Source organism: Acidovorax sp. CCYZU-2555 (assembly GCF_018413525.1).
Lineage (GTDB): Bacteria > Pseudomonadota > Gammaproteobacteria > Burkholderiales > Burkholderiaceae_C > Comamonas.
In genome coordinates this window covers 1-21,390 of the sequence record NZ_JAHCDD010000041.1, presented here as the reverse complement: position 1 = coordinate 21,390, position 21,390 = coordinate 1, and the positions used below count along the sequence as shown (strand labels likewise).

General features: G+C 65.8%; 17 protein-coding genes. 6 read left to right on the top strand and 11 right to left on the bottom strand.

The features are described 5' to 3' along the window. Positions 1 to 8: 8 nt before the first annotated feature. Entirely contained in the window at positions 9 to 1,160 is a 1,152-nt protein-coding gene (locus tag KHY18_RS15210) for an NAD(P)/FAD-dependent oxidoreductase (RefSeq protein WP_213301462.1), read from the bottom strand. A gap of 267 nt (positions 1,161 to 1,427) precedes the next feature. After that, entirely contained in the window at positions 1,428 to 2,330 is a 903-nt protein-coding gene (locus KHY18_RS15205; RefSeq protein ID WP_213301460.1) for a LysR substrate-binding domain-containing protein, read from the bottom strand. A 150-nt stretch (positions 2,331 to 2,480) separates the two neighbouring features. Between KHY18_RS15205 and KHY18_RS15200 the strand changes: the two genes are divergently transcribed. Together KHY18_RS15200 and KHY18_RS15195 are read left to right on the top strand one after the other, a co-directional pair. Continuing rightward, the gene (locus tag KHY18_RS15200) at positions 2,481 to 3,476 is read left to right on the top strand and encodes a Bug family tripartite tricarboxylate transporter substrate binding protein (RefSeq protein WP_249729149.1); all 996 of its coding nucleotides are present in this window, start codon (positions 2,481 to 2,483) and stop codon (positions 3,474 to 3,476) included. 53 nt (positions 3,477 to 3,529) lie between these two features. Next, a complete protein-coding gene (locus KHY18_RS15195; protein WP_213301457.1) occupies positions 3,530 to 4,657 on the top strand; it encodes a trans-sulfuration enzyme family protein in 1,128 nt (375 codons plus the stop codon). A 161-nt stretch (positions 4,658 to 4,818) separates the two neighbouring features. Here the strand turns inward: KHY18_RS15195 and KHY18_RS15190 are convergent, their stop codons facing one another. The 6 genes from KHY18_RS15190 to KHY18_RS15165 form a co-directional block, all read right to left on the bottom strand. Next, entirely contained in the window at positions 4,819 to 5,781 is a 963-nt protein-coding gene (locus tag KHY18_RS15190) for a D-2-hydroxyacid dehydrogenase (RefSeq protein ID WP_213301454.1), read from the bottom strand. Positions 5,782 to 5,824: 43 nt separating this feature from the next. Further along, a complete protein-coding gene (locus KHY18_RS15185) occupies positions 5,825 to 6,451 on the bottom strand; it encodes a glutathione S-transferase family protein (RefSeq protein WP_213301451.1) in 627 nt (208 codons plus the stop codon). Between the two features lie 88 nt (positions 6,452 to 6,539). Further along, positions 6,540 to 7,247, bottom strand: a complete 708-nt coding sequence (locus KHY18_RS15180; RefSeq protein WP_213301448.1) for a pentapeptide repeat-containing protein — start codon at positions 7,245 to 7,247, stop codon at positions 6,540 to 6,542. Between the two features lie 304 nt (positions 7,248 to 7,551). Continuing rightward, a complete protein-coding gene (locus KHY18_RS15175) occupies positions 7,552 to 8,703 on the bottom strand; it encodes a UDP-galactopyranose/dTDP-fucopyranose mutase family protein (protein WP_213301445.1) in 1,152 nt (383 codons plus the stop codon). A 37-nt stretch (positions 8,704 to 8,740) separates the two neighbouring features. Continuing rightward, positions 8,741 to 11,038 (bottom strand): glycosyltransferase, encoded by a 2,298-nt coding sequence (locus KHY18_RS15170; protein WP_249729148.1) that lies wholly within the window; start codon positions 11,036 to 11,038, stop codon positions 8,741 to 8,743. A 322-nt stretch (positions 11,039 to 11,360) separates the two neighbouring features. Beyond that, positions 11,361 to 11,564, bottom strand: a complete 204-nt coding sequence (locus KHY18_RS15165) for a hypothetical protein (RefSeq protein WP_213301439.1) — start codon at positions 11,562 to 11,564, stop codon at positions 11,361 to 11,363. Between the two features lie 313 nt (positions 11,565 to 11,877). On the opposite strand from KHY18_RS15165, the gene KHY18_RS15160 reads away from it, so the two are divergent. Together KHY18_RS15160 and KHY18_RS15155 are read left to right on the top strand one after the other, a co-directional pair. Beyond that, the gene (locus tag KHY18_RS15160) at positions 11,878 to 12,963 is read left to right on the top strand and encodes an extracellular catalytic domain type 1 short-chain-length polyhydroxyalkanoate depolymerase (protein WP_349630302.1); all 1,086 of its coding nucleotides are present in this window, start codon (positions 11,878 to 11,880) and stop codon (positions 12,961 to 12,963) included. 58 nt (positions 12,964 to 13,021) lie between these two features. Beyond that, positions 13,022 to 13,492, top strand: a complete 471-nt coding sequence (locus tag KHY18_RS15155) for a hypothetical protein (RefSeq protein ID WP_213301436.1) — start codon at positions 13,022 to 13,024, stop codon at positions 13,490 to 13,492. Between the two features lie 39 nt (positions 13,493 to 13,531). Here the strand turns inward: KHY18_RS15155 and KHY18_RS15150 are convergent, their stop codons facing one another. The 3 genes from KHY18_RS15150 to KHY18_RS15140 all read right to left on the bottom strand — a co-directional run bounded on the left by KHY18_RS15150 (position 13,532) and on the right by KHY18_RS15140 (position 19,640). Next, positions 13,532 to 15,679 (bottom strand): bifunctional diguanylate cyclase/phosphodiesterase, encoded by a 2,148-nt coding sequence (locus tag KHY18_RS15150; RefSeq protein WP_213301433.1) that lies wholly within the window; start codon positions 15,677 to 15,679, stop codon positions 13,532 to 13,534. Between the two features lie 314 nt (positions 15,680 to 15,993). Next, positions 15,994 to 17,541, bottom strand: a complete 1,548-nt coding sequence (locus KHY18_RS15145) for a M28 family peptidase (RefSeq protein WP_213301430.1) — start codon at positions 17,539 to 17,541, stop codon at positions 15,994 to 15,996. A 275-nt stretch (positions 17,542 to 17,816) separates the two neighbouring features. Beyond that, complete coding sequence (locus tag KHY18_RS15140) at positions 17,817 to 19,640, bottom strand: phosphoethanolamine transferase (RefSeq protein ID WP_349630301.1); 1,824 nt, start codon at positions 19,638 to 19,640, stop codon at positions 17,817 to 17,819. A 144-nt stretch (positions 19,641 to 19,784) separates the two neighbouring features. Between KHY18_RS15140 and KHY18_RS15135 the strand changes: the two genes are divergently transcribed. Together KHY18_RS15135 and KHY18_RS15130 are read left to right on the top strand one after the other, a co-directional pair. Next, positions 19,785 to 20,444 carry a response regulator gene (locus KHY18_RS15135; protein WP_213301427.1) on the top strand — a complete coding sequence of 220 codons (660 nt, stop codon included), beginning with the start codon at positions 19,785 to 19,787 and terminating at the stop codon, positions 20,442 to 20,444. Beyond that, the coding region (locus KHY18_RS15130; RefSeq protein ID WP_213301424.1) for a histidine kinase dimerization/phospho-acceptor domain-containing protein at positions 20,441 to 21,390 on the top strand (950 nt) is incomplete at its 3' end. The genes KHY18_RS15135 and KHY18_RS15130, both read left to right, overlap by 4 nt.

Here is a 21,390-nt window from a genome sequence, read left to right as displayed (position 1 = left end):
CCAGCCGGTCAAAGAAAGCGCTCGGGACGGTACTTCGCAAGCACCAGCGCCTTTTCCCGGGTCAGGATTTCCTGCGCGGCGTACTTGCCGAGCAAGGGCGCGAGCGTGACGCCGCTGTGCGTGGCGACCATGTACATGCCCTGGACGCCAGGCACCTGGCCTATCATCGGCAAGCCGTCCAGCGGCATGGGGCGATAGCCCACGACCACGCTCTTGAGCTGCGCGTCCTGCAGCGCGGGCCAGTACTTCGCGACCTTGGCCTTGAGGCTCTCGCCGTGCATGGCCGCGAGCTCCTGCGTGGGATGGCTGCGCAGCGTGCCGGCAAAAACCGGCGCATGGACCGGCGACTTCGGCGGCCCGCCCACATAGATCGCCACCGCTTCGCCGTTGGGCATCTGCTTCCACTCGAGCGCGCTGGAGAAGTCATAGACCATGCGCGTGGTCGCGGCAATCGGCTGGGTGTGGATCTTCAGGCCGGGCACGGCATTCATGCCTATCTTCACCCCGACTTTTTCGAGCATCGCGGACGTGTCGGTGCCGCAGGCCGACACCAGATAGTCGAGCGCGAACTCGCCTTGCGCCGTGCGCACGCTCTTGATCTGGCCCTGCTCGCGCACGATCTCGTCGACGGCGCAGGGGTAGAGCAGCCGGGCGCCCTTGGCGACGGCATAGGCCAGTATCTTGCGCGTCGTTTCCACCGGGTCGACATGGCCGTCCTGGGGCAGAAAGAAGCCGGCCTTGGTGTCGCCCGGCTCCATGGCCGGGCTCAGCGCCTTGATGTCGGCCTGGGTCAGATGCCGCGGGGCGGCGCTGCTCGCGCGCAGCACCTCCTCGCGCTGGTCCAGATTCTTGGCTTTTTCTTCGTTGTCGCTCCAGCTGATCGAGCCGCCCCAGACCACGTCGAGCTTGAGCTTGTGCTCGAAGCGCAGCCACTCGCCCATGCTTTCCAGCCGCAGGTCGCGGTAATGGGCGTTGGCGGTGCTGGGGTTGATCCAGGCCAGCGACGCCCGGGTCGCGCCCGAAGCCGGTTCGTCCTTCTCGAAAATGACCACTTCCGCGCCGGCGTCCACGAGGTAGGCCGCAATCGCCGCGCCTATGATCCCCGCGCCAATGATCCCGACCTTGGGCCGGTTGCCCGCGGCAAAGGAAATCGCCGGCAAGGTGCCTGCGGTCCATGCCGCAGCCTGAAGAAAATTACGCCTTTGAATCATGATGGAATATGAGTTATTGGAGAAATCCGGTGAAACCACGCGAATCAGATAATCGATTCCGTAAATCACCAGAACGTCGCAACCTCTCCCGATCATGAATCGCCGGAAAATAAACCATCGCGTATCGGGAAGGGGCGTCATTACTTTAAGACGCGCCCACCCATAAGAACAATGACAAGGGCAGCACTTGTCATTACCAAACCTGATGGACCGGCCTCAGTTGACCAGGCGCTCGGCGCGCGCATTGCGCGCTTCGAACAGGCAGGAGGCCAGGTCGCGCACGATGCGCGACTTGGGCAGGTCGGGCCTGAAGATCAGCAGGGTGCGGAAATGCACGGCGGCCGAGAACGGCCGGAACACCACGCCGCGCGCGGCGTATCCGTCGGCCGCATACGGATTCACCAGGCCCACGCCCAGCCCTTCCATCGCCAGCGCGCAGACCGTGGACGAATTGGGCGTCTCGGCGATCACCCGGGGCCGCACACTGCTGGCCTGGAACACTTTCTCCAGCTTGTGGCGCACCGTGTCTTCGGGCGACAGCGCGATGAAGGGCTCGTCGGCCAGGTCTTCGGGCGTGATCACCTGGCGCTCGCAAAGCCTGTGGCCCACGGGCATGGCGCACACGGCCTTGGGCGTGGCGAACAGCTGGTGCTCCAGACCCGAGACATCGATTTCGTCCGCGGCCAGCCCCACGTCGAAGCGGCTGCCCATCACCAGCTCGCGCACCGTCGACGACGCGCCCACCTGCAAGGTGACCGCGATCGACGGATGCTGGGCACGAAACAGCCGCAGCGCGTGCGGCACCAGCGTCGAGCCCATGGCCGCGAGGCTGGCCATGCGGATGTCGCCCGTGCCGAAGTCGCGGATGCGCGCCGCGCTCACGCGCAGCCGGTCCAGGCCCTGGAAGGTGTGCTCCACATCGCGAAAGAACAACTGCCCTTCGGCCGTGGGCACGAGGCGCCCGCGGATGCGGTCGAACAGCTGAAAGCCCGTGGTCTTCTCCAGCTCCAGGATGCTGCGGCTGATCGCCGGCTGGGTGATCTGCAGCAAGTCCGCGGCGCGTGAGGCCGAGCCCGTGATCATCACCGCCCGGAAAGCCTCGACTTGGCGAAAGTTCATACACGGCCTATAAGGTTTGAACATGGATGACCGCAGTTCGGTCATTGATTGTAATTGGTAGCGATTTTAGAGTATGGACCTGGCTTCCAGATAAACGCCTGCCGTTCATCTGGCTTCATATGGCACAGTCATGGGCATTGGTGCATTCAAATGAATTACTCTCTCAATCGTCGAAATGCGTTGCTGGGTATTGGCGGGGCGGCCATGGGCGCGCTCGCGCCTTTTGGTAAATCATGGGCCGATTCGATTTACCCCGGCCGGCCGATCAAACTGATCGTGCCCTGGTCGGCCGGCGGCAGCACCGACGTGCTGTCCCGCGCGGTGGGCCAGAACCTGACCGATGTGCTGGGCAAGCCCGTGGTGGTCGACAACCGCCCCGGCGCGTCGGGCCGATTGGGCATAGACGCCATGGCCAAGTCGCCGGCGGATGGCTATACCGCGGCCGTGATCGAGCTGGCCCACGCGATCGCCCCGTCGGTGTTCCAGCGCGTGTCCTACGACATCATGAACGACACCGCCGCGATTTCGCTGCTGGGCGACTCGCCGCTGGTGCTGTTCGTCAGCGCGCAGAAATACAAGCCGGGCCAGTTCTCCAGCTTTCTCGCCGATGCGCGCAAGGCCGCCGACCCGTTCACCATCGCCACCAGCGGCAACGGCAGCATCAGCCACCTCGCGGCCGGGCTGATCGCCAAGGAAACCAAGGTCCCGCTCGACCTGATTCCGTACAAGGGCTCGGCACCCGCGCTCACCGATGTGGCGGCGGGCATCGTGCTGGGCCACTTCTGCACGCTGGCCAGTGCCAGCAGCCTGCTGGCCGCGGGCAAGATCGTGCCGCTGATGGTCACGGGCAGCCGCCGCATTCCCCAGCTGCCGAACACGCCTTGCGCGAGCGAATTGCGCCTGGCGAGCATGGACTTCGGCCAATGGTGGGCGCTGGTCGTGCCCGCGAAAACACCCGCGCCCATCATCGCCACGCTGTACAAGGCCACGGCCGCATCGCTGGCCGACAAGCGCGTGCAGGCGCGCATCTCCAGCCTGGCGATCCATCTGCAAAGCCAGGCCCCCGACGACACCATGGCCTTTGTGCGCGCCGAAGCCACGAAGTGGGCCAAGGTGGTCGCCGACCTGGGCATCAAGCCCGAATGAAGCCCCCGACAGGAATCCAGATGACAGAGAAAGCGCCCCTCGCGGCCCCAAGAATGGATGATTTCCGCAGCCTGTCGCCCGCCGTCTGGCGCGCGTCCACCGTGCTGTTCGACAACATCGCCGACTTCACCTCGCGCAAGGAGCGCGTGTTCGACGGCTACACCTATGGCGTGACCGGCACGCCGACGACACGCGCGCTCGAAGAGCGCATCGCCCAGCTGGAAGGCGCGCGTTTTTGCGTGATCGCGCCTTCGGGCCAGGCCGCGCTGTGCCAGGTCGGCCTGGCGCTGCTGAGCGCCGGCGACCATGTGCTGATCGCCGACTCGGCCTACGGCCCGCTGCGCACTTTCGCCCGGGACTACCTGCAGCGCTTCGGCGTGCAGTGCGAGACCTACGACCCGAGCGCGGGCGCGGAGATCGCGCAGCGGATCCGGCCCCAAACCAAACTCATCTTCATGGAGTCGCCTGGCTCGCTGACCATGGAGATGCAGGACATTCCGGCCATCGTGCAGGCCGCCAAGGCCGCGGGCGTGCTGACCGTGCTCGACAACAGCTGGGCCTCGCCGCTGGGTTTCCAGGGTGTGGTGGCCGGCGTCGACATCGTGGTCGAAGCCGCGTCGAAATGGTTCGGCGGACACTCCGACCTGCTGCTGGGCAGCATTGCCACCGACAGCCGCGCGCTCTACGAGAAATTCCGCACGGCGCAAAGCGTCCTGGGCCAGGCCGTGAGCCCCGATGACTGCTTTCTCGCGCTGCGCGGGCTGGACACCTTCGCGCTGCGCTACACCCACCAATGCGCCTCGGCCCTGGCCGTGGCCGAGCGGCTCGCGCGCCATGCATCGGTGGCCGGCGTGCTGTTTCCGCCGCGCCCCGGCGACCGCGGCCATGCGCGCTGGGCGGCCTCGTTCCAGGGTGGGGGCAGCGTGCTGTCGTTCGTGCCGGCGTTCCAGTCGAGCGCGCAAGTGCATCGCTTCTTCGATGCGCTGAAAGCGTTCCAGATCGGCGCGAGCTGGGGCGGCGTGCACAGCCTCGCGGCCTACTACCCCGAGACCGAGCAGGCCAGGAGAAACCATTGCCAGATCACCGGCGGCATCGTGCGCCTGGCCATAGGACTGGAACCGGTGGAGCAGCTCGCGGCGGATATCGAACAGGCATTGGGCCTGGCGACCCTGGCGGCTTGACGATCCTGCGCAGGCGGAGAAAGGCTGGGCGTGTTATCCCCAAGGCATGGGCTCAAGCTTGTGCATAACTACCGCAACAACCCCGCAAAGCCGCGCCAGTGCTGGCTTTCCAGGGGTTGCTCAAAAAACAGGCAAGGGCGCGCGAAAAACGCGGCACCGGCTCAGGCCGCAGGCCGCACCACGTTGACCGGCGCGCCGCGCACAAAGGCCTCGACGTTGTCAATCAGCTGATCGGCCAGGCCCTGGATGGCCTCTTGCGAAGCCCAGGCCACATGCGGCGTCAGGATGAAGTTCGGCAGATCCAGCAGCGCCATGAACGGATGGTCGGCCGCTGGCGGCTCGGCCGAGACCACATCGAAGCCCGCGCCCGCGATCTGGCCGCTGCGCAAGGCCGCGGCCAGCGCCGCCTCGTCGACCAGGCCGCCGCGCGCGGTGTTGATGATCAGCGGCTGGCGCGCCATCTGCGCGAACTCCGCGGCGCCAATCATGTTGCGTGACTGGGCGTTGAGCGGGCAGTGCAGCGTGATGATGTCGGAGCGCGCCAGCACCTCCTCGAACGGCGTGTAGAGCTTGCCCATGCCCGCGCGGCCCTTGTGCGCTGCCATCAGCACCTTCATGCCCAGCGCGCGCGCAATCGTTGCCACGGCCGATCCCAGCGCGCCGTCGCCGATGATGCCCAGGGTAGAGCCCGCAAGATCGCGCACCGGGTAGTCGAAGTAGCAGAACTGCCCCGACTCCTGCCAACGCCCGGCCTTGACCGAGTCGCGGTAGGCGCAGATGCTGCGGCGCAGCGCGAACATCAGCGCGAAGGTGTGCTCGGGAACGGTGTGCTGGGCGTAGTTGCGGACGTTGCTGACGGTGATGCCGCGCGCGGCGCAGGCCTTGAGGTCCACGCTGTCGGTGCCCGTGGCCGCGACCGCGACCAGCTTCAGCCGTGCGGCGGACTGCAGTACATCGGCGGTGATCTTGACCTTGTTGCTGATGACGATGTCGGCATCGGCAATGCGCTGCGCGACTTCATGCGCCGCGGTGTTCTGATGGCTCACGAGTTCGTGCGCGAACGACGGCGCGCGCAGCGTGGTTTCGGGGGACAGCGTGGCGCGGTCGAGAAATACGATCTTCATGGATGCGAGGGGGGCTGCGTTGAGGGAATGGGCTGTTTTGCTGTCACTTGGCGTACGCGTATTCACCGCCGCGCTCTATCGCCTTCTGGTAGGCGGGCCGCGCCTGCAGCCTGGCCATCCAGGCCTGCAGATGCGGGTAAGGCCCGGCCATGCGCTGCACCTTGGCCAGCTCGCCGATGAAGCTCAGCTGGATGTCGGCCCCGCTGAGCTCCTCGCCCCTCAGATACGGCGTGTCGCGCAGCGCGCCATCGATATAGCCCAGGAAATTGGCCAGCTCCGACTGGATGCGCGGCTGCAGCGGCGCGCCGGCCTCGCCCAGGCGGCCCACGTAGAGATGGAGCATGAACGGCAGCATCGCCGAGCCTTCGGCGAAGTGCAGCCACTTGACGTATTCATCGTAGGCGGGGGTCGCGGGATCGGGCTGCAGCCGGCCGCCGCCATGGCGGCGTATCAGGTAGTCGACGATGGCGCCCGACTCGGTCAGCACCAGCGTGCCGTCCTCGATCACCGGCGACTTGCCCAGCGGGTTGATGGCCTTGAGCTCCGGCGGCGCCAGGCTGGTCTTGGGATCGCGCTGATAGCGCTTGATCTCATAGGGCAGGCCCAGCTCTTCCAGCAGCCAGAGAATGCGTTGCGAGCGCGAGTTGTTGAGGTGGTGGACGGTGATCATCGGAGTCTCCGGGAGGGGGGCGGATGGGATGGGTCGCGCTGCCATGCAGGCACCTTAGGACTTTAACGGAACCGCCTTCGCGCCCCGCTCAATCCACCGTGATTCCCAGCTCCATCAGCAGGTCCGCGGCCTGGCGGTGAGAAATGGTCGCGCCGCGGAACAGCCGCGCGTCCTCGAGCTTCAAGCCGCCGATGTCGGCCTCGCGCAGATCGGCGCCTTCGAAGCGCGCCAGCTTGAGGTGGGCATCGCGCAGGCTGCCGCCGATGAAGACGGCGTCGCGAAAATCGCAGCCTGACAGGTTGGCGTCCGAGAAATTGAGGTCCTGCAATTGCAGCTTGCGAAACGACAGCCGCTGCATGTTGGCGCTGACCAGCAGCGTGTCTTCGAACTTCAGGCCCAGGTGCGCGACTTCCTCGAAGTTCGCGCCCGTGAGCTTGCAGCCCTTGAAGAAAGCCGCGGCCAATTTGGCGCGGCGCCAGCGCGTGTTGTTGAGGTCGCAGGACTGAAAACGCGCGTCGCTCAGGTCGGCGGATTCGAAGTCGGCCTGGCGGGCGCGGCAGCCTTGCCAGACCGTGCGGCTCAGCGAGGCGGCGAACAGCGAGGCTTCGATGAACGAGCAGGCGCTGAACTCGAAGTCGCGCAGGACCAGCCGCGAAAGGTCCACACCTTCGAAGTCACAGCGCTCGAACGCCACGGGCAGGCCGGACTGGATCAGCGCTTGCATCTGTTCGCGTGAAACGGCCTGGTCCTCGATCAGGGTGGCGACAGACGCAGGGGAGCTGGCGGTGTTTGTCATACGAGAAGAGGCAGTGACCAAATCTGCCAGCTTAACGGTCCCGGGCAGGCCCCAGCCGGGCTTTTTTCGCACATGCGCGTGCGGTGAAGCCGCGGCGCGGGCTTCCTTCTTTCATGAAACTATATTTGTTTCATGAAAAACCGGCATCTGGGCCCAAGTTCGTCTTATCCCCACACCAGGCGTCCAAGCTTGTGCATAACTACCGGAATAACTCGAAAAAGTGGCGCCAGTGCTGGCTTTCCAGGGCATGCTCAAAAAACAGGCAACCTGGCCAGATGCACGCCTGTGCGCCTGCGGCGCAGCTTCAGCCCAGGGGATCAACGACGAAACTCGGAAACGGCAGATTTTCCTGCAGGCTGCGCTGGTATTGCTCGGCGACCTCCAGCGCTTCGGCAATCGTCACATGCATGTCGATGTAGCGGTAGGTGCCCAGACGCCCGACGAAAGTCACATGCCGCTCCTGATGGGCGCGTTGGACGTAATGCGCCAGCAGCGCTTTCTCGGCCACCAGGCGTATCGGGTAGTACGGCGTATCGTTCTCCTCACACAGCCGGCTGTACTCCTTGAAGATCACGGTCTGGTCATGCTGCTCCCAGGGCGCGAAATGCTTGTGCTCGGAGATGCGCGTCCAGGGCGCGGTCATGTCGCAGTAGTTGATCACTGCATTGCCCTGGTAGTCGCCCACATGGTCCTCGCGCACAAAATCCAGCGTGCGGTAGCCCAGCCGCCCTTCGTCGCAGCCGAACCAGGCGTCGATGGGCCCGCTGCAGAACACATGGTCATAGCCCCCAGCCAGCGCGCGCTCGAAGCGCGTGCCCAGGTGCAGCGTCACGTTCGGCAAGTCCAGAAGGTTGTCGATGATCGCCGTATAGCCGTCGCGGGGAATGCCCTGGTACAGGCTGGTGTAATAGTTGTCGTCGTAGTTGAAGCGCATCGGCAGGCGCTTGAGAATGCTGGCCGGCAGCGCCGTGGGCGATACGCCCCACTGCTTGATCGTATAGCTCTCGAAAAAGGCTTCATACAGGTCACGGCCCATCAATGCCAGCGCCTGCTCCTCGAAATTCGCCGGCTCGTGCGCGCCCTGCTCAGCGAACCCGGCGAAGAACGCCCGGGCCTGCGCGGGCGAGAACGTCTGGTGCACAAACTGGTTGATGGTCAGCAGATTGAGAGGCAGCGAAAACACCCGTCCACCGGTGACGGCCTTGACGCGGTTGACGAAAGGCATGAAGGTGCCGAACTGCTGAACATAGTCCCATACGCGCTGATTGCTCGTGTGGAAGATATGCGGCCCGTAGGTGTGCAGCATCACCTGGGTCTTCTCGTCGCGCAGCGTGTGGCAGTTGCCCGCTACATGTGGGCGGGTATCGAAGACATCGATGCGGTGACCCGCCTTGCCCAGCTCCTGGGCGAGTACGGCACCGGAAAAACCGGCGCCGACAATCGCAATATGGGCCATGAGAATCTTTCGAAAAAGGGGTGGGTAAAAAGCCGATTCAGGCCATCGATGGCAGGGCCGTGGCGCCTGCGGACGGCAGCGTGTCAGCAGCAATGTCGAAGCGCGCGAGCAGTGCGTTCATGGCAGCGGCGGTGATGTCCCAGGAGGTCGCAGCGACCACTTGGGCAGCAGCTTCCTGGAAGTCCGCCTGCTCCTCGAGCGTCCAGGCAAGAATGCGTTCGCAGGCCCGTACGAATTCATCGGCTGTCGCGGCAATCGGCACGACCGCCGCATACTGCTGGGCGACGTCACGCACCGGCGTGCTGACCACGGGCTTGCCCGCGGCCAGATATTCGAGCGTCTTGGTCGGACTGATGAAGCGCGTCGACGCATTGAGCGCAAACGGCATCAGGCAGACATTCCAGCCCGCGAGATAGGCCGGCAGCTCGTCATAGCGGCGTTGTCCCATCCAGTGCAAATTGGGACGCCGCGGCAGCTTTGCCGCATCGATCTTGACCACGGGGCCCACCATCACCACCTGCCATTCCGGATGGGCGTGGGCCAGCGCCGCGACCAGATTCAGATCAAGGCGCTCGTCGATCACGCCGTAATAGCCCAGGCGCGGAGTCGCAAGCCCGGCCTGGTCGGGGTGGTCGGCAATGCCGCGGCGCCCGAAATGCGCATGGTCGACGCTGCTGGGAAAGCAGTGCACGTCCCCATGCCGGCTGCGCTTGGATTCGTAGAGGCTGCGTCCCCCGGTGAACACCAGGTCCACGGTGGAGAACAGCGCCGCTTCGCGCGCCAGCAGTGCCGGCGGCGCGAAGTCAAACGCCGAGAGCTCATCCATGCAGTCGTAGACCATGCCGCGCGGCGCCAGGCCCTGGGCCAGGGGAAGCGCCATCGGCGTGTAGAACCACAGCAGATAGTCATTGATACCGCGCTCCAGCAGATGCTCTGCCAGCAGCGCGCGCATGCCGTCCATATGCTGGTCGTCAAAGCCCGGAGCATTGCCCGGCAGATGCATGCGCAGCACTTCCACGCCGGCGCAGGGGCTGTAGCGCTCGAGCCGTGTCTGGTCCGCGCCGTGAATGGGCTCCTCGACGAACACGATGGGATGGCCGGCGGCCAGGCGCGACATCAGCTGCTGCGGGCGCTGATAGACAAAGTCCCAGCGCAGATGAGAAAAAACAAGAATGCTGGTCATGGGCGTACCAAAGGTGAGGTGGGTAGGGCGAAGGCAACGGCCTTCGAGAACGTGCTGCCAGTGCCGCAGGCGAACGGCATATGGCTGGCAAAGGTGGCGCGTGAAATCGCCAGCGTCGGCACCGGGGACGTCCCACAGTCCGCTGTGGTGCCACGCATGGGTCTGCTGCCAGTCGGGCCGGTCTATCAACGGATAGAGACACAGGCCGGCAATGGGAATGCCGTGCGCCGCGCATGTCATGACTTCGGCCGCGATATCGTCGAGCCAGGCGGCGCGGCCTTCGCCCACATGACCGGTTTCGCTAATGCACAGCGGCCGGCCGTAGCGCCGCCACAGCGTCGTTGCGAGCTGGTGAAAAGGCTGGCGGCGGCGGTCCTGCAGATGCCAGTGCAGGCGCGTGCCCGTGCCATGCTCCCACTGGTTGTTGTGGTAGTAGTTGATGCCGATCACATCGAGGTAGCGCGGCGCCCCGCCCAACTCGGGCGCCAGGCGGCCGCTGAGCATGTCCCAGGCTTCGAACTGGCCCTGGCTTTCCTCTTCGGCGGCCGCACAGGCCTGCGGACCCGCGCCCAGCGGCGGCTCGACATGGATCAGTGGGTCGGTATGCACAATGCGCGCCGCGGGCGCCACGCGCCAGATCGCATCGATGGCGCACAGCGCGGCGCGTACCAGCACGCGCTTGAGCTGCATGCCGCGCTCGGGACTGGAAGGCAGATGGGGATGGACCAGCCCGGTGCTGCTGGCAGCCCAGGCCAGAAAGGAGATTTCGTTGATCGGCTGGTAAAGCGGCGCCGGCCCGTCAATGCTCGCCAATGCCTGCGCGATCTGCCCGCAATGCGCGGCGAACGCCTCGACGAAAGCTTCAGGCCGCTCGAAAGGATCGAGCCGCAAAGGCCAGCCGTAATGCATCAGCGTCCACACCACCTGAAGCTGGTGCTGGGCCGCGATGCGGGCCTGGGCCTGCACTGCCTGCAGACCTTGGCCGCCCTCCTCGAACAGCCGCCAACCTATGCTTTCACGCACCACGTGAATGCCTTGGGCCTTGAGCGCCGCGTAGTCTTCGTGCAGCCGCTCGCGGTGGCCGTTGCGGGCGTTGGGATCGAGCGACTGGGCATGGCCGTTGCGATGGTCCGCACCTTCGAACCCCCCCATCCAGAAGCCTTGAAATGGAGCCGCCCGCAGATCTTCCGGGCCGCGCGGCGTCATGCGTCTGCGCAGGCGCGCGTGAACGACAGCGATTCCAGGTGGTGCGGCGTGCGCGGTGAATTGACAGAAGCAGACATAGGCAATTACCTGGTGGGCAAACCGGACGACGGCCCGGTCTTGCTCCATGATGGTCTGCGCCTGCCCGACCGGGTGTAGGCGCAAGTTCGGCCTGTGCTTCAGGAAATGGCCTGCTTGCGATTCAACCCCACCGCGCCTCAGGCGCGCTGCAGCATTCCATCTTGAAGCGCGATATCGCGCGTGCGTATCGCTACTGCAGCACGGTGTACTTGCCGCTGGCCTTGAGCTGTTCGAACTGATCAATGAAGCGCACGCGCACCATGCCGGGATCGGGGTACTGGCGCGAATAGTCCACCAGCGCTGCATGCAAGGCCGGCGTCAGGGATTCGTCGCCGAGTTCGCCGAATTCCTGCAGCTGCATGCGCGCCTTGTTGAACGCCGACTTGGCGCCCACCCAGGGAAAAGACTTGTCGGCAATGAACTCCTTGAGCAGGCCTGCGCAGGCGCGAGCGCACGGGTCGTTTTCGCAGGGGTGGAGTTAAGCCTCTCTTGGACCCTCGGTGCGCCCCTGGTCGACCCCAGGGCGGGAGCGCGGGCCCCGGCATGGCAGGGATGCGCCCACGCCATCGCCCCTTGTAGGACAGCACCTACCAGTGGTCGAGGACAAATGCTGCAGTGCAACATAAATAAAGCGAGGACAGTGCAAGGAGGTCAAAAGTGCAAGCACTTGGCAGTTTCCCAACCGCTGGCCGCTAACGAAAGAATGCGTGAACTATCTGCTTAGAAAAATGCAGGCCCAGGCCCGCAAATGGACCCGCAAGAACCTGCAATACACCGCGAAACCCGCGATGGCGCACGTTTGCGGAATTCTCCCCAGCGCCATGGATGCGCAGTTGCAAGCACTCGATGCGGCGCGCTGGCTTGCGCCGGAAGAAATCACCCCCCCGCCCCTGGCACCCCAGCGCGAGTTGGCGACGGCACCGGCTGCTGGCGAGCAATGGCTCGATGGCACGTTCACCGACCGCGGGCGCACGCTGACCTACAAGCTATACCTTCCGCCGCAGCTGCACCAGGCGCAACCGCGGCCCATGGTCGTGATGCTGCATGGCTGTACGCAGGATGCGCAGGATTTCGCGGCCGGCACCCAGATGAACGTCCAGGCCCGAGCGCAAGGCGTGATGGTGCTGTATCCCGAACAGTCCGAACGCGACAACCCGAAGAAATGCTGGAACTGGTTCACACCGCAAAACCAGCAGCGCGACCGCGGCGAGCCTGCCGTGCTCGCGGCGCTCACGCTGTCGATTGCCGCCAGCCAGCCCGTGGACCGCGCGCGCATCTATGTCGCCGGACTGTCGGCAGGCGGAGCGATGGCCGACATTCTCGGCAGCACCTATCCCGAACTGTTCGCGGCGGTGGGCGTGCATTCCGGTCTGCCCCGGGGCTGCGCCACGAATGTCATGTCAGCGCTCACTATCATGAAAATCGGCTGCCCTGCGCATACGGAGTCGACGGTGTCCGACCCTATGCCGCCCACCATCGTCTTTCATGGCGATGCCGACAGCACCGTGCATGTCAGCAACGGCATTGCCATCGTCGACGCGGCGCTCCAGGCCCGGGGAGTTCAGGACACCGAGGCCTTGCCCACCGAAGGACAGTCGGCCCAGGGACAAAACTACAGCCAGACCGTCTACCGCGACAGCGCGGGCCGGGCCATCGTCGAATACTGGCAGTTGCACGGCGCAGGCCATGCGTGGTCGGGCGGCAACCAGGAAGCAAGCTATACCGACCCCGCGGGCGTGGATGCGAGCGCGCAGATGCTGCGCTTCTTTCTGGAAAATCCGCAAAGGCACTGAGCGCTGCGCTGCGCCGGTGCGCGCCAGGGGTTGAAAAATTTAGCGTATTCTGCAGGACATGAACTCGTCCATCCTCCAGGAGTACCAACGCTCTCTAGAAAGCCAGGGCCCGGCCGGCCTGGCTTTCCTCAATTCCCGCGTGCCGCACCGTTACACGGGTGTTTTCCGCCTGCACGAAGGCGCGCTGCGCAACATGTTCCTGCATGACAAGCAGGGCGAGATCGTTCCCGAGTTCCTGCAGGTCGTGCCGTTGAACGACAGCTTCTGCCAGTTCACGCTGCGCGACGGCTTGTTCACCACGCAGGATTCGTCCACCGACCTGCGCCTCGACGGCCACAAGTACAAGGGCGTTCTGCTGTCCTATGTCGGCTTGCCGCTGCTGGACAACGCGGGCGAGTTGTACGGAACCATGTGCCACTTCGACGCACAGGCGCTGGCGCTCGATGACAACGAATTCGAGATTTTCCGCGCGGCCGCCAAGCTGCTGCCGGCCTACCTCGACAAGCCGGTGCAGTCCGCGGCGGCCTGATCGAAAAGGGCGGCGCCTGCGCAGGGCGCCGCCATGCGCTCAGCCCTGCGCCGCCGGTGGCTTGTCCAGCGCCGCCCGGGTCCTCTCGCCCAGGGACCAGGCCAGCATCTTGTCCGCCGACATGGGGCGCGCAAAGAAATAACCCTGCAGTTCATCGCAGTGCATCGCCAGCAGAATGTCGCGCTGGCCGGCGGTTTCCACGCCTTCGGCCACCACGCGCAGGTTCAAGGCATGCGCGAGCTTCACCACCGCATTGACCACCGAGCGCGCATCTTCGCTGAACTCCAGGTCGTTCACGAAGCTGCGATCGATCTTCAGTTGGCGCGCGGGCAATTGGCGCAGATAGTTCAGGCTAGAGTAGCCGGAACCGAAGTCGTCGATCGACAGGAAAACGCCGATACGCGCCAGACCGTCGAATGTGCGCTGCGTGGCCTTCATATCTTCCATGGCCACGGTTTCGGTGATTTCGCACAGCAGCTGCGAGGCCGCCACGCCATGCTCGGTCAGCGCGCGCTCGATGCGCGCGGTCAGGCCGTTGTCACGCAACTGGTAAGCCGAGATATTGATGGCCACGCGAATGTTCGCGCCTTCGCGCTTCCACTCGGCCATCTGTCGGCAGGCCTCTTCGATGACCCAGCTGCCCAGGCGCCCGATCAGGCCGAAGCGCTCGGCCAGCGTGATGAACACCGCGGGGCTGACCATTCCCAATTGGGGATGGGTCCAGCGCAGCAAGGCTTCGACGCCGCAGATCTTGCCGTCGAGACCGTCGATCTTGGGTTGGTAGTGCAGCGACAATTCGCCCCGGTCCAGCGCATGGCGCAAGTCGTTTTGCAGCTCCAGCTGCGCCGATGCATCCGAGCCCATGTGCGGCTCGAACAGCACATGGCAGCTGCCGCCGGCGCGCTTGGCGGCATACATGGCCGCGTCGGCATTCGCCACCAGCTTGCTGCGTTCGCCGTGTCCGGGGTGGATGGCAATGCCGATGGAGCAGGCGATCTGCACCTGCTTGCCCGAGAGCTCGAACGGCTGCGACAGCGCGGTCAGCGCTCTTCGCGCCACGCCGATGGCGGCCTCCTCGTCGGCCACGTTCTCCAGCAGCAGCAGGAATTCGTCGCCGCCCACGCGCGCCACCGTATCGCCTTCGCGTCCCTCCAGCCGCAGCCGGTCGGCCGCGCCGCGCAGAATCAGGTCGCCGGCCGCATGGCCGAACGAGTCGTTGATGGGCTTGAAGCCGTCGAGGTCGACGAACAGCACCGCGAGCCGGTCGACCACGCCTTCGTGGTTGCTGCGGTCCAGGCGCAGCAGCGCCTGGCGCAGCCGGTCCTCGAACAGCAGTCGGTTGGGCAGGCCGGTCAGCGCATCCGAAAAAGCGCGGTGCTGCAGTTCGTCATTCGCGGCCTTCAGGCGCGCATTGCTCTCCTGCAGCGACTCGGTCAGGCGCTCGGCCGTGCTCTGCAGCCGCGCGTCCAGAATCGACGTGAACAGCGTGCTGACCAGCAGCATGCCGGCCGCCATCACCACCAGCACCGTGAGTCCCGGCCCGCCGAGCTCGCCCGCGCTGCCGCAGACCGAGCCCACGAGAAAGCTGGCCGCGGCCATGCCGGTGTAATGCATGCCGCAGATCGCCACGGCCATCACCCAGGAGGCCGCCAGCTGGTACTTGAGCCGCTGGCCCGCATGGACCTGGCGCAGCAATTTGAAGATCAGCAGCGCCGCCGCCGACGCGAGCACCGCGATCAGCACCGACAGCGCGACGATGAACGGGTCCCAGACAATGCCCGGCGCCATGTCCATCGCCGCCATGCCGATGTAGTGCATGCCGCTGATGCCCGCGCCCATCGCCAGCGCGCCGAGCACCAGTTGCCCCAGGCCAAAATGCTCGCGGCTGGCCAGCTCCAGCGCCACGCCCGCCGCCGCCAAAGCCGCCAGCCAGGACAACAGCGTCATGCCGCTCGAAAAGCCAATGGTGATGGGCAGCGTGAACGCCTGCATGCCCAGGAAGTGCATGGACCAGATGCCCGTGCCCATGACCAGCGAGCCCGCGGCCCACCAGGCCAGGCCCACGCGCCGCTGGGCACTGCGCACACGCCGTGCGAGGTCCAGCGTGACATAGGAAGCCAACATGGCAATGAGAAATGAGGCGGCAACCACTAACAGGTTGTAGCCGGAGGGCATGAACGTATTCATACGGAGAGGAATCCAATCGGGAACTGCAGGCGGCATTGCGCCAGGCAACTTTTATCCTGCGCCGGGGCGCCTACTCCATGCACGATGGAAGTGTGGGGGGATAGATGCGTGGCATGCCCGGCCCACGCCAGCCAGGGCAATGAAAGACAAAAATTGTCGCATGGCCCGGGATTTCCCGCTCGTGGCACGGACGAAGCAAAGCCCATCGACCCCGAACGAAGCGCTGGGGCCGATGGACCGGGAGGGCGGCGACAGCGCCCGTGCGGGGCGCTTGTCTATAAGCGGTGGGCCGGCAGGCGCGGGCCTGCGGGGGCTCAACCCGCCAATCGGTGCATGGCGAAGAACAGCACGGAATGCGCGACGGCGTCGGCGTTGATGTCCAGCGCCACGGCGCCGAAGTTCGACAGGTTGTCGCAGGCGCGGTGATAGCAGGGGTCGAAGGCCACGCCCGCCGTGCCGCCCCAGGTCTTGGCTTCCTGCGCACTCTTGATTTCCTCGGCGCCGGTAAACAGTCCGCCGAAAGGAATGCCCGCGTCGGCGAACGGTTTGTGGTCCGAGCGCCCTCCCGAGTTCACGCGTTTCGATGGCAGCTTGCGCTGCGCATAGAAGCTTTCGAGCAACTCGACGATCTGTGCGGACTGCGGCGCAATCGCCTGCCGGCCCGCCGAGCCGTCACCGCCATAGACTTCGAACACATGGTTGGGCGAACCTATCATGTCGAAATTCAGGTACAGGCCGATTTTCGCGCGCTGGTCGGCGTCGAGCTTGCGCACGTAATACGTGGAGCCCAGCAGGCCTTGTTCCTCGGCGCCCCACAGCGCGAAGCGCAGCTGGTTCAGCGGCTGCACGCGCGCCATCTGGCGCGCCGTTTCGAGCAGCGCGGCCACGCCCGAACCGTTGTCGTTGATGCCCGCGCCCGCGCGCACCGAATCGAGGTGTGCTCCCGCCATGGCCACATGGTTGGGATCGCCGCCCACCGATTCGGCCAGCAGGTTGTAGGTGGTGGCCATGCTGCGCGAAGTGTCGGTCTGCAGTCGCAACTGCACGCCGGTGAACGTGCGCTGCGCGAGCCGCTCGCCCTCGGCCTTGCTGACCATCACCACGGGCAGGTCCAGCGGCGTCTCGGCCGACAGGCTGCCCGTGAGCGCGCCGTCGTCGAGGTTGTAGATGACCACGCCCACGGCGCCGGCCTGCACGGCCTGCGCGACTTTCTGCGCCAGATCGCAGCCGCCACGGCGCAGCAGCGCGATATGCCCGCGCGGAAAACCCGCGAAGTCGGCCGCTTCGCAGCCTGCCGGTCCGGCCGCGCGGCTCACCTCGGCCGTGATGTCGGCGCTGCCCGAGTAGTCGGCCACCAGATGCGGTATGGACTCGGCCGAGATCTGGCCGGGCTCGCGCAGGCTGGACGCGTGGATGCGCGACAGAGGAAATTCGAAAGGCTGGACCGTGACGCGGTAGCCGGCATCGGTGAACACCTTTCGCGCATAGGCCAGCGACGCGTCGTAGCCCGCCGAGCCCGCCATGCGCGTGCCCTTGTTGGCCTGGGCAATCGCCGCGAGTTCGGTCTGGTGGGCGCGCACGCCCGCGAGCGTCACGCATTCGAGCAGCTGCTCGGGCGTGTCGTTTGTCTGGGTATCGCAGTTCGGGGCAGGCGCCGCGGCGGGAGGGACCAGACTTTGCGCCGCTTCGGCGGGTGCGGCGCCGCCGGCGACGGAGGCCATGGGGACTTGCTGGGAGCGGTCCTCGCCGCCGCAAGCCGACAGCTGCAAGGCCGCCGCGGCGAGGAGAAAACAGCTCCAGCGCGCGCTGCGTGGCGCGGCCTGGATGGGCGGGTGCGGGATCGGTGGCGTGATGTGGTCCATGGCGTTCCTCGTTTGAGCGCCCGCATGATGCCAGCCATGCGCGCAGGCAACCACGCTTCACCTTGCCCTCATATCAAGCCCTGCCGGCGCCATGGGCGTTCGGTTTTTGTCACCCGAAAACGCTGTCGATCCAGGTCTTCAAGGAGGTCCAGTCGAGAGGAAAAATCGCTTGCGTCCCGAGGCTGCCGGAACCGCTTCGACCTCGAACCGCGCCAGGCATCCTTTGCGATCGGAGGCGAAATTTACCGACTGTTTCTAGCTCGCGTATGCGCGGATCACAGCGTATCGGGCGCACCCGGCGCGCGGCTCACCAGCGCCTGCCGGCAGGGCGCATACGCATCGAACGCGCTGCGGTAGGTCGGGCTGCGCACGTCGAGCAGTCCCAGCACCGTGTGATAGTAGAAATCATGGGTCAGCGGCTGGGCCGTGCCGGCGCGCAGGCAGGCTTCATTGGTGCGGGTGCGCGCGGCCAGCGTGCCGGGCCAGGTGATCCAGGCCACATGCTTTTGGCTGTCGGGGGCGATCGCATAGGGCAGGCCGTGCAGGTAGATGCCGTTCTCGCCCAGCGACTCGCCATGGTCCGACAGATAGACCATCGCGACTTCATAATCGGCGGCCTTGGTCTTGAGCCACTCCACGGTCTTGGCGAGGAACAGATCGGTCTCGGCGATGCTGTTGTCGTAGACATTGATCAGGTCCTGCTGGCTGCAATCCGATGTGACCTGGGTGGTGCATTCGGGCCGGAAGTGCTTGGCCTGGGCCGTCGAGCGGCGGAAATAGGCCGGGCCATGGCTGCCCATCTGGTGCAGGGCCAGCACGGTGCCCACCGCGCGCTTTTGCGCGGGAATCTTGGCCAGGCTCATGTCCAGCTGCTCGAGCATCAGCTGGTCCAGGCATTCGCCATCGGCCTCGCACCACTTGGCGCGCTGCGCGGCGCTGGCCTGGTCGTAGGCCGTGGCATGCGCAACACGGTCGCAGACGCCCTTGCAGCCCGACTGGTTGTCAAGCCAGGTCACGCCCAGGCCCGCGGCCTGCACCACGTCAAGCAGCGTTTCATGATTGGCCTTGCGCGCTTCGAACTCCTTCTTGCCCAGATGGGAAAACATGCAGGGAACAGACGCCGCGGTATTGGTGCCGCAGGAGCGCACATTGCTCCAGCTGATCGCGTTCAGTGCGCGCATGTTGGGCGTGGTGTCGCGCGCATAGCCGTTCATGCCGAAGTGGTCGCCGCGCGCGGTCTCGCCCACGACCAGAACCAGCAGCGGCGGCTTGTGCGTGGAAGTGCCCACGGCCAGGGACGCGGGCTGGATGCTCGCCGGGCCGCCCGTGGCCTGCGCCGCGCCGTAGCTCGCACCCAGCCCCGCACCGCCGAGAATGGACACAAACGGCCGCGCAGGCATGAGCAGCGGCTTGAGCGTGACATCGGCCAGCGCGACGATGCCCGACGTGGGGTTGATCAGATAGCGCAGTTCCATGTGGTTGCGCAGCAAGGGGGCGAGCTGGCGGTACATGCCGGCGACACCGGCCGCGAGCAAGGCAAAGCTGGCCAGGACGAGCAGCAGCGAACGCCAGCCGCCGCGCCACAAGGCATCACGCCGCCACGCCACGCCGAACCATAGCCAGACGCTGGGCAGGCCGCCGAACACCAGGATATGCAGCGCTATGCGCGGGCCCAGCAGGGCCAGGGCCTCGCTGGTATTGGTCTGCAGCACATTGCGCACCATGCCGCTGTCCAGCAGGATGCCGTAATGCTGAATGTAGTACTCCATGCCCGCAGCCGTGAGCAGCGTGAGGCTCCAGCCCACGCGCCGCACGCCGGGCCACGACAGCAGCATGAACCACCAGTAGGTCGCACAGGCGATCAGGCCGACAATGGCCGCGCGCTTCCAGAACCAGGGGTCGACAAAATCCGGCAGCTGGGCCAGCTTGGACCACAGCGGCGCATTGAGCATCAGCGTGCACCACAGCGTCAGCAGCAGCGCAACCCAGCGCGGCGCAAGCTCCATCTTCCAGGAGCCATTGGCATGGCGCGCTGGGCGGGCGTTGGCGGGCGCTGCATCGGGTGCAGCGATGGAAGGAAGTAGGGCAAGCGTGTTCACCGCCGCGAATTTAGGCCTGCGCCCTGAACCTGCCCTGAATGCGGCGTTCAGATTCGGTTCATGTAGGCGGAGGATACTTGCCGCTGTCTGCGCGCAGCCTGCACGCAGTACCATGGGTGCTGCCCTTTTTCACTTTCCACTCCCATGCGCATATTGCTGGTCGAAGACGATGCCGCACTGGCCAATGCGGTCCTGGGCTATCTGCAAGGCAAGCAGTTCCTCGTCGATCTGGCCGTGGACCTGCGCCAGGCACGCGCCATGGTCGCACTCGCCGCCTATTCGGCCGTGCTGCTGGACCTGAACCTGCCCGATGGCGACGGCCTGCAATTGCTGCCCACCATCCAGGCCCAGACCGACCCGGCCTCGGTCGTCGTGGTGACGGCGCGCGACCAGGTCAGCGACCGCATCCGCGGGCTCGATGCGGGCGCCGACGACTATCTGATCAAACCCTATGACCCCGAAGAGCTGCTGGCCCGGCTGCGCGCCGTCGAGCGCCGGCGCAGCCACCAGACAAGCTCCGTCGTCACGCGCGGCGAAGTGAGCATCGACCTGGGGCGCGAAGTCGTCAAGGCCAGCGGTTTCCCGGTCGTCATCACGCCCAAGGAATGGGCCTTGCTGCGCGTGCTGGCCAGCCGCGCCCAGCAGGTGCATACGCGCGAACGCCTGCTCGACGCGCTCTACCAGTGGGACGACAGCAGCGACAGCAATACGCTCGAAGTCTTCATCAGCCGGCTGCGACGCAAGCTCGGCACGTCGTTGATACAGACCGTGCGCGGCATTGGCTACCGCCTCGCGCCGCCATGAGCCGCCCCCCGCGCAGCCTGGTCGCCCAGCTCACGCGCTCCCTGCTGACCGCCGTGGTGCTGGTCTGGACGCTGGGAACCGTGCTGGTCGCCTGGTATGTCAATTCGCAGATCCAGCACAACTTCGATTTCGAACTCGCGGAAAGCGCGCACCGGCAGATGTTCGCGTTCCAGGGCTATGTGCCGGGCAGCGCCGACATTCCCGCGGTCATGCCCGAGGCGCCCGATCTGGTGCACGAATCGCCCATGCTGCTGCAGCTGCGCGACGCGCAGGGCCGCGTGCTGGTGCGCACCGAAGCCGCACCCGCGCAAGGCTGGACACCGACGCTGGTCGAAGGTTTCAGCGACACCGCCGACTACCGCATCTTCACGCTCCATGAACCGCGCAAGCAGCTGTGGCTGCAAATCGCCGACACCCTCACCGAGCGGCGCGAGGCCAGCCGCAACACGCTCACCGGCCTGGTGCTGCTGCTGCTGCTGTTCCTGCCGGTGCTGGGCCTGATCGTGCAATGGGTGGCGCGCCGGCAGCTGCGCAGCCTGGGCGATATCCAGGAGCAGGTCCAGGCGCGCAATGGCCGCCATCTGGAGCCGCTGCGCATCGCCGACTATCCGCTGGAGCTGGCCCATGTGGGCCAGGGCGTCAACCTGCTGCTGGGCCGTCTGCAGGAAGCCTTGAACGTTGAGCGCTCGCTCGCGGCCAATGCGGCGCATGAGCTGCGCACGCCCCTGGCGTCGGTGCGTCTGCGCCTGCATACCGCGATCGACCAGGCGCAGGCCACGTCCTGCGCGCATGTTCCGCTGTCGGAAGCCAAAGCCGCGCTGCACGCACTCGAGACCCTGTCCCACCGCACCGAACGCCTGCTGCAGCTGTCGCGCGCCGAAGCCGGCGACACCGCCCGTTTTGCGGCCGTGGACCTGGTGCAGTTGGCGGGCACCCTGGCGCAGGA

Bases quoted from the DNA above. Each gene is read 5' to 3' on its own strand.
- KHY18_RS15185 (WP_213301451.1), bottom strand. From the start codon at position 6,451: ATGATCACCGTCCACCACCTCAACAACTCGCGCTCGCAACGCATTCTC.
- KHY18_RS15200 (WP_249729149.1), top strand. From the start codon at position 2,481: ATGAATTACTCTCTCAATCGTCGAAATGCGTTGCTGGGTATTGGCGGG.
- KHY18_RS15145 (WP_213301430.1), bottom strand. From the start codon at position 17,541: ATGGACCACATCACGCCACCGATCCCGCACCCGCCCATCCAGGCCGCG.
- KHY18_RS15195 (WP_213301457.1), top strand. From the start codon at position 3,530: ATGGATGATTTCCGCAGCCTGTCGCCCGCCGTCTGGCGCGCGTCCACC.
- KHY18_RS15135 (WP_213301427.1), top strand. From the start codon at position 19,785: ATGCGCATATTGCTGGTCGAAGACGATGCCGCACTGGCCAATGCGGTC.
- KHY18_RS15155 (WP_213301436.1), top strand. From the start codon at position 13,022: ATGAACTCGTCCATCCTCCAGGAGTACCAACGCTCTCTAGAAAGCCAG.
- KHY18_RS15150 (WP_213301433.1), bottom strand. From the start codon at position 15,679: ATGAATACGTTCATGCCCTCCGGCTACAACCTGTTAGTGGTTGCCGCC.
- KHY18_RS15175 (WP_213301445.1), bottom strand. From the start codon at position 8,703: ATGGCCCATATTGCGATTGTCGGCGCCGGTTTTTCCGGTGCCGTACTC.
- KHY18_RS15190 (WP_213301454.1), bottom strand. From the start codon at position 5,781: ATGAAGATCGTATTTCTCGACCGCGCCACGCTGTCCCCCGAAACCACG.
- KHY18_RS15170 (WP_249729148.1), bottom strand. From the start codon at position 11,038: ATGGGGGGGTTCGAAGGTGCGGACCATCGCAACGGCCATGCCCAGTCG.
- KHY18_RS15180 (WP_213301448.1), bottom strand. From the start codon at position 7,247: ATGACAAACACCGCCAGCTCCCCTGCGTCTGTCGCCACCCTGATCGAG.
- KHY18_RS15205 (WP_213301460.1), bottom strand. From the start codon at position 2,330: ATGAACTTTCGCCAAGTCGAGGCTTTCCGGGCGGTGATGATCACGGGC.